At 30.9% G+C, this 13,421-nt stretch carries 12 protein-coding genes; 11 read left to right on the top strand and 1 reads right to left on the bottom strand.

Annotated elements, in window-relative coordinates; translation table 11 throughout:
- Positions 1–22 precede the first annotated feature (22 nt).
- A complete protein-coding gene (locus tag RBH29_RS02190; RefSeq protein ID WP_306694816.1) occupies positions 23–2,992 on the top strand; it encodes a GH36-type glycosyl hydrolase domain-containing protein in 2,970 nt (989 codons plus the stop codon).
- 85 nt (positions 2,993–3,077) lie between these two features.
- Here RBH29_RS02190 and RBH29_RS02195 read toward each other — a convergent pair whose 3' ends face one another.
- On the bottom strand, positions 3,078–3,434 hold the full coding sequence (locus RBH29_RS02195) for a hypothetical protein (protein ID WP_306694817.1): 357 nt from the start codon (positions 3,432–3,434) through the stop codon (positions 3,078–3,080).
- A gap of 331 nt (positions 3,435–3,765) precedes the next feature.
- On the opposite strand from RBH29_RS02195, the gene RBH29_RS02200 reads away from it, so the two are divergent.
- The 10 genes from RBH29_RS02200 to RBH29_RS02245 all read left to right on the top strand — a co-directional run bounded on the left by RBH29_RS02200 (position 3,766) and on the right by RBH29_RS02245 (position 13,410).
- A complete protein-coding gene (locus RBH29_RS02200; protein WP_306694818.1) occupies positions 3,766–4,191 on the top strand; it encodes a hypothetical protein in 426 nt (141 codons plus the stop codon).
- Between the two features lie 409 nt (positions 4,192–4,600).
- Positions 4,601–5,281, top strand: a complete 681-nt coding sequence (locus tag RBH29_RS02205) for a histidine phosphatase family protein (protein WP_306694819.1) — start codon at positions 4,601–4,603, stop codon at positions 5,279–5,281.
- A 150-nt stretch (positions 5,282–5,431) separates the two neighbouring features.
- A complete protein-coding gene (locus RBH29_RS02210) occupies positions 5,432–6,427 on the top strand; it encodes a metallophosphoesterase family protein (protein WP_306694821.1) in 996 nt (331 codons plus the stop codon).
- Entirely contained in the window at positions 6,420–8,156 is a 1,737-nt protein-coding gene (locus tag RBH29_RS02215) for an AAA family ATPase (RefSeq protein ID WP_306694823.1), read from the top strand. Before RBH29_RS02210 ends, RBH29_RS02215 begins: the two co-directional genes overlap by 8 nt.
- Positions 8,156–8,407 carry a hypothetical protein gene (locus RBH29_RS02220; RefSeq protein ID WP_306694824.1) on the top strand — a complete coding sequence of 84 codons (252 nt, stop codon included), beginning with the start codon at positions 8,156–8,158 and terminating at the stop codon, positions 8,405–8,407. The genes RBH29_RS02215 and RBH29_RS02220 overlap by 1 nt, the downstream gene beginning before the upstream one ends.
- Positions 8,408–8,552: 145 nt before the next feature.
- The gene (gene rimO / locus RBH29_RS02225; RefSeq protein ID WP_306694825.1) at positions 8,553–9,899 is read left to right on the top strand and encodes a 30S ribosomal protein S12 methylthiotransferase RimO; all 1,347 of its coding nucleotides are present in this window, start codon (positions 8,553–8,555) and stop codon (positions 9,897–9,899) included.
- Entirely contained in the window at positions 9,883–10,500 is a 618-nt protein-coding gene (gene pgsA / locus RBH29_RS02230) for a CDP-diacylglycerol--glycerol-3-phosphate 3-phosphatidyltransferase (RefSeq protein WP_306694827.1), read from the top strand. The genes rimO and pgsA overlap by 17 nt, the downstream gene beginning before the upstream one ends.
- Positions 10,501–10,722: 222 nt before the next feature.
- Positions 10,723–11,292 (top strand): transcription factor FapR, encoded by a 570-nt coding sequence (gene fapR, locus RBH29_RS02235; RefSeq protein WP_306694829.1) that lies wholly within the window; start codon positions 10,723–10,725, stop codon positions 11,290–11,292.
- Between the two features lie 119 nt (positions 11,293–11,411).
- Positions 11,412–12,422: a phosphate acyltransferase PlsX gene (gene plsX, locus RBH29_RS02240; RefSeq protein WP_306694831.1), complete on the top strand. Its 1,011-nt coding sequence runs from the start codon at positions 11,412–11,414 to the stop codon at positions 12,420–12,422.
- 1 nt (position 12,423) lies between these two features.
- A complete protein-coding gene (locus RBH29_RS02245; RefSeq protein ID WP_459076749.1) occupies positions 12,424–13,410 on the top strand; it encodes a beta-ketoacyl-ACP synthase III in 987 nt (328 codons plus the stop codon).
- Positions 13,411–13,421 lie beyond the last annotated feature (11 nt).

Consider the following 13,421-nt stretch of genomic DNA (forward strand, 5'->3'; position numbering starts at 1 on the left):
ATGAAAAAAATGGAGGTCTGTTATGTTACAGAAAATTGTAGCCAGAGATTTTAAACTATCCCCTGAAAAGGTACTAAGAGAATGTTTTAAAAATTTGTTAGATAAAAAAATAATTGTTGATTCAATTTTTGTTAATACCAATTATAAAACAGTTATTGGAGTTGCAAATTTGCCTTTTAAAGCTCCAGCTGTTTTGCAACTTCTTAAAGATGAACAGGTATCAGCTTATATATTACAACAGTGTGGTGATTCATCTTCAATATTATTGTTTTTACAAGAAGATGAGGTAAAGATATACAAAGATGGTTCAAAAAAGGAAGTGTTGGTACCTACTGCAATTGAACAGGGAATTAAAAGAATACTGAAAAACTCTAATCAATGGGCAGGAGTTTTAAATGAAAGAGGAGAACACACAGTTGATTTGCGTACTCCATCACCAGGCCCCCATTTTTACGTTAATCTTTTAATGGGTAACAGAATGGGTTATGACTATGCCCTTCAGACAACTCCTAAGAGCGTTGTTGACAGAGTTGGGAGAGGAGCCTTTAGGTCCCATGCAGATACCCAAGTTTTAGCAACAAGATGGGATATGAGAGCCGAGGAAAATGGTTTTCCTGCAAATCGTCAGTTTTATCTTGTAGAAAATTTCAAAAAAATATTTTATTCAGCAGATGTAAATGATGAAAATATAGAATCTGCAGTTTGTACTCATTCACAAAACCATAGTGTTATACAGTACAAAACAAAATGTGGTCTTGAAATTAAAAGAACTATTTTTATACTTCCTCAGTTTAATGGATTGCCATTGGCAACAGAAACACAGCGAATTGAAATAAAAAATGTATCAGGAAAGAAAAGAGACTTAAAAATTGTATATACAGGAATGTTTGGCACTGGAAAGCCTCACGCAATATTTGAAGATGTTGTGTATACAAATGTTATAATGCAGGCTTCTGTATTAAGGCAGGATGATGGAGGCATAGCTGCTATATCACCTGACTATTATCCTGAATCATGTCATGAAGATTTGAGATTTAGTACACTGATGATTAGAGATGGTAAAAATGTAGAATTTCCGAAGGAATTTTGTTCAAATTATAATGACTTTGTTGGTAATGGAACTTTAGAAAATCCTGAAAATATTAGTAAGCTTGGCAACAGTTTGTATAAAAAAGGCCCTGGTTTTTTTGCATTAGCTGGAGATATTGCAGTTGAACCAGATGATGTTAGAGTGGTTGATAATTTTACCGGACTTGTTTCAAGTAAGGCAAATCCTGATTTTGATAAGGATAATACTTTAATAGAGGAAGTTTCAAATCTTATTACTAAGTTTATAGATAAAGAAGAGGTTTTGAAAGCATTAAATGAAAATATAGAGTTTTATGATCAATACAGGAATTTTGTCCAGTTAAACTCAGAGGATGAACAGCTAAATACTTATTTTAATAGAAACCTTCCGTTTCAGATTTTGTATCAGACATTTGTTTCAAGGTCTTTTGGTCAGACCCAGAAAGGTTACAGAGAAATAGGTTTTAGAGAAATTCAGGATATTTTTGCTACAATGTATTACTTTGTGAGTATGGGAGAGCCTGACTTTGTTAAACAGCTTTTAAAAGAATGGTGTTCAAAGGTATTTGAACTTGGATTTGCGTATCATAATTTTTACTGGGAAGGTAAGGAACCAGGAAGATGGTCTGACGATGCACTATGGTTTATACAGGCTGCTTACCGATATATCAATCTTACAGGGGACCTAGAATTCTTAAATGAGGAAGTAATAGTGGCAGGTAATCCTACTATTTCAACTAGACCTGTATATGAAACAATTAAAGCAATAATCAAATACTCAGCAGAGATTTCTGTTGGAAAACACAAAATGCCACTTCTTGATTTTGCAGATTGGAACGATTGTTTAAGGCTTGACAGTGACTTTATAAATGGAATTGAAAAGGAAAAACAATATAAAGAGCAGCTTAAGAACAATGATGGAGAAATGGGAGATTCTTTTGAAAGTGATTATACTGAAAGCGTTATGAATGCATTTCTTTTAAAGGTCGCAATAGACGAAATGATTGAACTTTCAGAAGAAAAGAAAGATTCAGATTACAATAAAGAGCTAAAGCAGTTGGCTAAAAGCTTATATGATAATATCCAAGAGCATGCATGGAAGGATGTATTTTTTGCAAGAGCGTTATTTAACAGATATGGAAAAGGTGAATTCTGTTATTTAGGTTCAAAAGGCGATAATTTATCTGCTGACCCTGATTTAGATGGCTCATACTTTATAAATTCTTTTAGCTGGGCTGTACTTGCAGATTGTGCAAGTGAAGATCAGATTAGAAGTATGCTGGATGTAATAGATAAACATTTAAAAACTCCATATGGCATTAAGCTTGTTACTCCTACAGATTTAGGGAAAGTTGCAGAAGATACTGCAGCTGGAAACTATTATCCAGGTGACAGGGAAAATGGTGCGGTATTTAAACATGCAACTATGATGGCTACTGCAGCAATGTTTAAAGCAGCTAAAAAGGTTAAAGATAAGGAGTTAGCAGCTAGGCTTGCAAATCTTGGTTACTGGATGGTAGAACTTGTATTGCCGTTTAAATCAATGGAAAATCCATTTGCCATATGTGGAAATCCAAGAATTTGTACTCAGTATAACAACAGTGAAACAGGGGAAAATATAGGGCCTCTTTTAAGTGGAACAGCAACATGGCTAAACCTTACAATGATATCAGCTATTGGTGTTGAGTACAATATAAATGGTATAATTATAGATCCTATATTAAAAGAAGACCAAGAATCAATGAATTATGTGGTGAATACAGGTAGGGCTTTATATAATGTAAGTGTTAGTAAGCCTGAGGGTTTCTATCGCTTGGCAGATTGTGATGCAACTATAACTGTTGATGGTGATAAGATAGATGGAAATCTTGTTCCTGTCTTTACTGACGGAAATGAACACATAGTAGAAGTGATATTTGAGTAAAAGTAAAAAGAAGCAGGAGTACACTCCTGCTTCTTTTTATGTAATTTTACGACTCCATCTTCCATAAGGTGGAGTTATTTAATGTTTACTCTTCTTTTGCTTCGCAGAGGTAATATTTGTCATTATACTCAACTGCTATAGAGTCTGTCGTATCTATATCTTTTATTTTATAAACTGCACATCCTACATCAAAAGTATTTGCTTCCCCATTTTCTTCAGGAAACTTGCTACCATCAATTACTTTAGTTATTTCACCAATCTTATTTTCAATATCATTTTTATTAATGCATTTGCTCATATCTTGTACGTAATAATGAGTATCTTCCCATACTACAGCAGGAGGGTAAGCCCATTTTTTTTTGTCTTCGGTTTCGTTAGAATTACAGCTGTACAAAAAGCAAAAACTAATTAAACTTAAAAAAAGCAAAATTTTAATCTTCATTATGCCCAACCTTTCACATTATATATTATTTTACTCAGCTATATTATATACATATATAACAATAAGTGTCAATATCCTTTACTTTTAATGATTTGTTTGTAATAATAGTAAAAAAACAAAAACCTTTATAAGTTATTGGATATGGATAAAGTAGTTACAACTAAAAAAGAAACCTTGAGAATACGAAATTATTTTTAAGGCATTACTAAGTAGAAAGTAAAATATTTGAACTTAAATTATTGGGACAAAATTAATATAAATATTGTATTTATACCTAGTACATTATATAATTAAACACATAAAATTTTATAGTTAAAAGGAGGGAGTAAAAATGACTGATAGGGAATTACTAGAATTAATAGCTACAGAAGTTAGTGGATTAAAAGATGAAGTTGGAGGATTAAAAGATGAAGTTGGAGGACTGAAAGCAGGACAACAAAGGCTTGAAGATGAAGTTGGTGGACTGAAAGATGACTTTGGAGGACTGAAAGCAGGACAACAAAGGCTTGAAGATGAAGTTGGTGGATTAAAAGATGACTTTGGAGGACTGAAAGCAGGACAACAAAGGCTTGAGAATGTAGTCACTAGAATTGAAAACAATCATGGACAAAAGTTAGAAGCTTTATTTGATGGGTGGAAACAAAATACACAACAACTTAAAAAACATAGTGAAATATTAGAAACAATAGACAGTAAATTAGAAAAGCAGGAAGTAGAAATAAAAGTTATAAAAGGTAATAAAAGAAGTTCGGTATAAAAATTTAAATTAAAAACTTGAATCAGTATAACAATGTAAATTATTGACGTAATCTGATGTGGTTTGGGAAACAGCTTAATCGTGAACTTAAATTATTATATAAAGTTATTGGTACATATTTTTTAAATAGATTAAAATTAGTTTTTAAAATGCAAATTTAATAGTAGCACAAAATAAATATGAAAATAACTGGTTAAATCCGAAAAAATATATTATAGGTAAAAAATTTATTATGAGTTTTAATACAAAACAAACATTATAGAGCAAGTTGTAGAGCCTGTAAATCCTCTTTAGGAGTATTTACAGGCTCTAAATTGTGAGTAACCCACTATGAAATAATGCTTGAAAAAGAAGCATAATAACTATAGACTATATTATAATAATACAAGTTTCTAGAAAGGAATATATTATGAAAACAACACTAATTTTTGTTCGTCATGCAGAAGCTGAAGGTAATCTTAACAGAATATTTCATGGTTGGACAGATGCTGATATTACAAAAAAAGGACATGTACAAGCAAAACTTGCAGCACAGAGTCTTATAGACAAAAAAATAGATGTAATTTATTCAAGCAGTATGAAAAGGACTATTAGTACAGCAGAATATATAGCAAAATTAAAAAACCTTCCAATTATAAGAACTGATAAATTAAAAGAAATAAACGGAGGAGAATGGGAAGGCAAGAAATGGGAGGACTTACCTGGGTTGTGGCCGAAAGAATATGATACATGGGAAAATAGTCCTCATAGTCACAAAATGCCAAATGGTGAGAATATGGTGGAATTTCAAAAAAGACTAATTGATCAAGTTGAATACATTATTAAAAATAATAAAGATAAAAATATATGTATAGTTACTCATGGTACAGCAATAAGAGCATTGATGTGTTACTTTTTTCAGTGTGATCTTACTAAAATGATAAAGGTTAAGTGGTATGACAATACTTCTATTACAATTGTTGAACATGATGAGGACAAGTTTAAAGTGCTTTTAGAAGGTGATGCTTCTCATCTTGGAAAAGAACACAGTACTATACAAAATCAAGAGTGGTGGAGTGAATATATAAAAAAATATAATAACTTAAAATAGTATGATATAATTATTGAGGAATATCTTAGAAATAACGCCCTATCCTCAAGGACAAAATCCCGATGATTTAATGAGGGCTGAGCTATTAGATTGGGATGTTATTTATTAACTATTCCTGAAGTAAAAAATTAACTGAAAGAGGAGACATAGATGAAGTTTCTTTTTTTTACAGATTCTCATATTAGAGGAACTACCCCTAAAAATAGAAAAGATAACTTTTATGAAACATTAAAGTCTAAATTTGAGGAAATCATAAACATTTCCAAAGATTTGGATGTAGACTATATATTGCATGGAGGAGATTGGTTTGACAGACCGGATATTTCTCCTTCTATAGTAAGAGAATTTGCTATTATTATAAAAGGTTTTAATAAACCTATTTATACCATTGCAGGCAATCATGATATCTATGGACATAACCCTAAAACCATCGGAAGAACCATGTTAGGACTTCTAGAAGGTACAGGAATAGTTACTCTTTTAGGGTATGATGATGAGATGGTTTTAAAAAAAGGCGGAATATCCACTAAGATTACAGGCAGACCATATAATTATGACATTGACAGTGAAGAATACTATAAAAAATACTACATTGTAAAAAAGCCTGATGATGTAGATTATACCATTAATATCATTCATGGTATGCTTCTTTCAAAGCCCTTTTTTAAAGGAATTGCCTATACACTTCTTGATGATATAAAAGATACAGAAGCAGATATAACTCTTGCAGGTCACTATCACAGTGGTTTTGGTATAAAAAAAAGAAATGATAAATTTTTTATAAACACAGGAAGTATTGTGAGAATTTCTAACAGTTTAGCTGAGATAAAAAGAAAGCCCAGCGTTGTGTTTGTAGAAGTAAAAGAAAAAATTCATGTAGAAGAAATTCAACTAAAAACAGCACTTCCGGGGGAAGAAGTGTTAGACAGGGAACAGCTTGAGATGTCAAAAGATAGAAATTTAAAATTGCATGAATTTTATCAGGGGATTTCCTCTAAAGGTGAGTATAAAAAAATAGACCTTTTCAAGATTATTGATGAGATAACTTCAAATCAGGAGCTTAGTCGTGAAGTCAAAGAAGAGGCGTTGAGAAGAATCGGGATTGCCCGTGAAAGTTTTTCTAAGGGAGAGGAACAAAATGATTAAAATTGAAAAAATTGAAATTGAAAATTTTCAATCCCATGAAAATACTCAAATCACCTTAAAAGATGGTCTAAATGTAATTATTGGAGCATCAGATCATGGAAAGTCAGCTATAGTAAGGGCTATTAAATGGGTACTTTATAATGAACCTAGAGGAACTGAGTATATAAGGCAGGGTACTAAGTGTGCAAAAGTAACATTAGAGATAAGTAACGGTTACACAATAACAAGAGAGAGAAGTTCGGGTAAAAATAGATATATCTTAAAAGATAGTGAAGGAAATGCCACTGTTTTTGAGGGCTTTGGAAATGAAGTTCCTCATGAAGTGGTTAAAGCCCATGGAATTCCAAAAGTTATTTTAGATGCAGATAAAAAATCATGTATTAATATAGGGGGACAACTAGAAGGTCCTTTTCTCCTTTCAGAATCCGGTGCATTACGTGCAAAGGCTATCGGGAGGATGACTGGACTTCACATATTAGATAAATCTATTAAAGACAGTGCTATAGATTTAAGAAGAGAAAATCAGACAAAGGAAAGACTTGATAATGAATTAGAAAATATAGATGAAAAACTTTTAGAGTTTAAAGACTTAGATACATTAAAAGAAAAATTAGACCAATCGAAAAATATTATAACAGAGCTTGAAATTTCAATAGATAGAATTGAAAAGTTAGAACATAAGCGACTAAAATTAGAAGATATAGAAAATAGATGTTTAAAAGCTAATGAAATGCTTTCAAAGCTTGACAAAATAAATGAAGGAGAAATGGTTTTAAAAACTATTGAATTAAACCTTTTAAAACTAAACAGTTTAGTAAGTGTACAAAAAAGGTTTTTAGAAGTTAAAAAGGGTATAGAAAATATAGATATAATTTTAAATAAAACTGACAATGTAAACAGAGGAATTGAACTTGTTAATACTACAAATCAAAAAACTTTAAGATATGAGAAAGCTAAAAGGTATCAAACAGCTTTAAGCAATATACAAAAAGAGGTAGTTGATAAAGAGGAAATTTTAAATAAAACTGATAATGTAAACAGAGGAATTGAACTTGTTAATACTACAAATCAAAAAACTTTAAGATATGAGAAAATTAAAAAGCATCAAATAATTTTAAGTAATATACAAAAAGAAATAGATGATGGAAGAGAAATTTTAGAGAAAACTGGTAATGTAAACATAGGTATTGAGCTAGGTGAAACTATAAAACAAAAGGCTTTAAGATATGAGAAAATTAAAAAGCATCAAACAATTTTAAATAATATACAAAAAGATACATTTAATGGAGAGATAACTTTAAAAGAGACAAAAGACATTTATGATGTTGAAAAGATAATTAATAAGGTTTTTGAAAACAACTTAAATATAGATAAGCTTAAATTATATCAGAATAAATATAATTTATGTAAAAAAGATATATTAAATGTTGAAAAGCAGGTAAAAGCATGTGATAATGTTAATGAAACTAAAAGTATAATAAAAAAGATTGATGAAAAGATGAAATTAGAAAAAAAGCTAATTGATTTAAATGAAATATATACAAAAAACTCCAAAAGAATAAAAGATGGATCAAATTACATTGATGAAGAGAAAAATAAAGTGGAAAAACATTTGAATGAATATATAAAGGTTTTAAAAAACAGGGGAAAGTGTCCCTTATGCGATAGTTTAATTGGGCAGGATATGATAAATAATATTATTGCTCATTACAAGGAGGAGAATAAATAATGTCCGAATATGAAAAAAAGATAAATACAATAAAGGAAAATTTGGATAAAGCTAAGAATCTTAGAATTAGGGCAGAAGCTAGGCTGGAGGATTTAAACAAACAAAAGCAGGAAATATTAAAAGAACTAGATGAGCTTGGAATAGAACCTGAGGGTTTAGAAGGGGAAATATCTAGACTAAAATCGGAAATAGAAGAATTAATTAACAGGGCGGAAAAACTTATTCCCGAAGATTTGATAAAAAGTAATTGACTTTTACCCTGTAAGAGTTAATAATATAATAGACTCATTTTGTATTTTAAGGTTTAAGTATAACTCTTTTATACAATTGTAAAAAGAGTATAAAGCCTTAAAATAGAGTTAAGTAATATATTAATATTGTTTTGAGGTGCAAGTTTTGAAAAAGAAAATAGGTCTTGTTTCACTGGGATGTGCAAAAAATTTAGTTGACAGTGAAATAATGTTAGGATTATTAGAAAAAGAAAAATTTGAAGTAACTAATGATGAAGAAAAAGCAAATATTATAATTGTTAATACCTGTGGATTTATTGATTCTGCAAAAGAAGAGTCAATTAATACAATATTAGAAATGTCTGAATTTAAAAATAACAATTGTGAATTTTTAATTGTTACAGGTTGTTTAGCTCAAAGGTATAAGGATGAAATAATCAAACAAATGCCGGAAGTAGATGCTGTTGTTGGAACAGGTGAATATGGAAATATTGCCCAAGTAATACAAAGTGCTTATGAGGGAAAGGGAAAACATTATACAGACTTAAATAAAGGTGATAACATTAAATATTTAAATGAAAAAAGAGTGTTATCTACAAAAAATGGATATGCCTATTTAAAAATAGCTGAAGGTTGTGACAATTGCTGTACATATTGTGTTATTCCTGCTTTAAGAGGTGCTTATAAGAGCAGAAAAATTGAGGATATTAAAAATGAGGCTTTATACCTTTCACAAAAAGGTGTAAAGGAAATTGTTCTTATAGCTCAAGATGTTACCAGCTATGGGAAAGACATATATAACAAAAAAGAGCTTGTCAATTTGATAAGAGAGTTAAGTCAAATTGATGAAATAGAATGGATAAGGCTTCTTTACTGTTATCCAGAAGAAATTGATGATGCGTTAATAGAGGAGCTTTCATCTAATTCAAAACTAGTAAAATATATAGATATTCCCATACAACACGCCAGTGATAACATACTGGGGAAAATGGGAAGAAGGGGAACTTCTGAAAATGTTAAACATGTTCTTGAAAAAATAAAAGAAAAAATACCCTATATTGTTATCAGAACGTCATTAATTGTTGGATTTCCAGGGGAAGATGACAGGGATTTTAAAATTTTGTATGACTTTGTTAAGAACAATGAATTTGACAGATTAGGAGTGTTTACATATTCTAAAGAAGAAGGAACCTTGGCTTATAATCTAAAGCCTCAAATTAAAAGGAATGTAAAAGAATCAAGAAAAAATGATATAATGCAGTTGCAAAAAGAAATTGTGTTAAAAAAGAATAAACAAAGAATAAACAAAGTTTATAAAACTTTGGTAGAAGGAGTTTCGGATGATGGAATATTTTATTATGGTAGAACATATAAAGAAGCTCCAGATGTTGACGGTTCTATATATTTTACAAGTATGGAACCCCTTGAAATTGGAAAGTTTAAAAATGTAAAAATATTAAATGTTGATCAATATGATTTAATAGGAGAGGTTGTAAATGAATCTTCCCAATAAGTTAACTTTATCAAGAATACTTATGGTACCGATTTTTATGTTGTTAATAATACCAATACCTGACTGGATGTTTGAAGCAAATATGCTTAGTTTTATGCGTCCTCAGCTAAAATCTGTAAACGAGTATATTTTAAATTACGGAAATTATTTTGCTGCTTTTCTTTTCTTTATTGCGGCAAGTACTGATGGATTAGATGGATACATAGCAAGAAAGAGAAAACAGATAACCAGATTTGGAAAGTTTTTAGATCCTATTGCAGATAAGCTTCTTATTACAGCTGCTTTAATTGCACTTGTTGAAAGAAATGATCTCACTTCATGGGCTGCAGCGGTTATAATAGGAAGAGAATTTATTATCACTGGATTGAGACTGGTTGCAGCAAGTGATGGGATAGTTATCGCAGCAAGCAAGTGGGGAAAAATAAAAACAATAACTCAAATTGTAGCAATAATTGCCACACTGTTAAAAAATTATCCTATTAGTTTGTGGTTTGATTTCCCTTTAGATAGATATTTAATGCTTATTGCCGTCGGTGCAACTATATATTCAGCGTATGATTATATAATGAAAAATTCAAGTGTAATTGACTTTAATAAATGATTTTAAATAAAAATTTGAGGAAATTCTTGCACAAACAAAAAAAATATAATATACTTTTATTATTAACAATTAGTATCAGGTGATAATTATATTAAATAAAATAAAAATCCTGTACAGAAAATGGTGTTTTTATAAACATGTAAAGGATGCATTAAAATATGGTGCGATTATATAAAACATATGATATTAAATGTTTTAAGTACAGTTAAAAGAGGTGGTTTTATGAGCAGACCGTCATCTGTGAAGAAGGAACGACAGTCTGTTTTATTAGAGAAGCTGTCACAGGATCCCTTTTTAACAGATGAAGAGTTGTCAGACATTTTTAAAGTGAGCATTCCCACCATAAGACTTGACAGACTTGAATTGGGTATTCCTGAGCTAAGAGAAAGAATTAAAAATGTGGCGGAAAAAAATCACAGCAAGGTAAAATCACTTAAAGGTAAAGAAATAGTTGGGGAACTTTTAGATATTTCTTTAAGTGTTGGTGGTATATCAATACTTGAGACAAATGACAGTATGGCATTTGAAAAAACTAAAATAATTAGAGGACATTATATTTATTCCCTTGCAGAATCCCTAGCAATTGCAGTGATTGATGCTGATGTAGCTTTAGTAGGTGTGGCAAATATAAAGTATAAAACGCCAGTTTATTCAGGAAACAAACTTTTAGCAAAAGCAGAAGTAAAACAGGTAAAAGACAACAAAAACATAGTTTGGGTGAAAATTTTGCATAAACAGATTGAAGTTTTTAGAGGGAAATTTATACTTGTATCCCTTGAAAAAAATTTTTAACTATGTTAAACAAGAATATAGTTAAAAATTTAATAATAAAATACAGCGGGGCTTTTGATATAAGCTTTAAATAGAATAGTGTTTAGTAAGAAATGATTATTTTTCCGGGAGTGAAAGTTTTGATAATATTGGTAGATGCAATGGGTGGAGACAGTGCACCGGATTCTGTTGTTAATGGATGTATAGATGCTGTTAATGAAGTTGATGGATTTGAAATATTACTACTAGGAGACAAAAATAAAATTACAGAGATATTAGATAAAAGGAATTTTAATGGTAATCGAATTAAAATTCGTGAGACATCTGAAGTTATAACTGTAGAAGATGTTCCTACTAGAGCAATTAAAACTAAAAAGGATTCTTCAATGGTAGTTGGATTTAAAATGCTTAAGGAGAAAAAAGGCGATATATTTGTTTCCTGTGGTAACAGTGGTGCATTGATGGCAGGGGCACTTTTGATTTTAGGCAGAACAAAAGGTGTTGACAGACCGTCTCTTGCTGCAATGATACCTACTAAAAAGGGAAAAGGTCTTATTATTGATGCAGGTCTTAATACTACATGCAAACCGATAAATTACCAACAATTTGGTGTTATGGGTTCTATATATTCAAAAGCAATGCTTGGATTAAAAGAACCTCGTGTTGGCCTTGTAAATATTGGTTCAGAAGAGGGGAAAGGCAATGAAGTTTTAAAACAAGCTCATAATTTACTTTCAAATTCAAATGTGAATTTTGTTGGAAATATTGAAGGCAACGATGTTATGATAGGTAAGGTTGATGTAATTGTTTGTGACGGATTTACAGGAAATGTTCTTCTTAAATTTTTAGAAGGAGCAGCATCATTTTTTATGGGAGCATTAAAAAATATTTTTAATAAAGGTTTTATGACTAAATTATCAGGTCTAATGATAAAAAGTGGAATTAAGAAATTTAAAAAAGGCTTAGATGCTGAAGAACATGGAGGAGCTCCAATACTAGGGGTTAATGGATTGGTGCTAAAGAGCCATGGAAATTCCAGTGCAAAAACAGTAAAAAATGTTGTGATAAAGGCAAGCAGATTTGCAAGTGAAAATGTACTCAAAAGCATTAAAGAAGAATTTTCTAATATGGAGGTTGAAAACATTGAATAAGATGTATAGCTGTGGAATACAGGGGGTAGGAAGCAGTTTGCCGCAAAAGGTTTTAACTAATTTTGATTTAGAAAAAATGGTAGATACAACAAATGAATGGATAGTAAAAAGAACTGGTATTTCAGAAAGAAGAGTACTTGCTGAGGATGAACCAGCACATGAACTTGCAGTTGATGCATCTAAAAAAGCTTTAGATGATGCAGGCATTTCTGCTGAAGATTTAGATTTGATAATTGTGGTAACTGAAACCCCGGATTATTACACACCTTCTATGGCATGTATTGTTCAAGGTAGCCTTAAGGCAACAAATGCGGCTGCTTTTGATTTAAATTCGGCATGTTCAGGCTTTATTTATGGGCTGACAGTTTCAAATCAATTTATTCAAAGTGGTTATTATAAGCACATTCTTGTAGTAGGATGTGAAGGTCTTTCTAAAATTGTCGATTGGGAAGACAGAAATACATGCGTTCTTTTTGGAGATGGTGCTGGAGCGGCAGTGTTAGGACGTGTAGAAGATGGGTATGGTATTATGTCTACCCATATTGGTGCTAATGGTGATTTAGGAAGATACATTACTGCACCTTCTTGTTATGCAAGTGATGAAGATTTAGAGGTTAGAAAAAGAGAAAACAAAAGAGTTTTATGGATGGATGGAGGAGAAGTTTTTAAATTTGCAGTTAAGGTTATGGAGAGGGGAACAAAAAAGGTATTAGAAGATTCTAATTTATCTTTAGATGATGTAAAACTTATCGTTCCTCATCAGGCAAATATCAGAATATTAGATGGAGCAGCGAAGAGGTTGAAAGTTTCTAAAGATAAAATTTTTTCCAACCTTCACAAGTATGGTAATATTTCTTCTGCATCAATACCAGTTGGACTGGAAGAAGCCTATAAAAATAATATATTTTCTAAAGGAGATAATTTAGTTTTAGTTGCCTTTGGTGGTGGACTTACTTGGGCTTCAGCAGCAATTAAGTGGAGTAAGTAAAAATATTAGAA

The organism is Herbivorax alkaliphila (assembly GCF_030848475.1).
Lineage (GTDB): Bacteria > Bacillota > Clostridia > Acetivibrionales > Acetivibrionaceae > Herbivorax.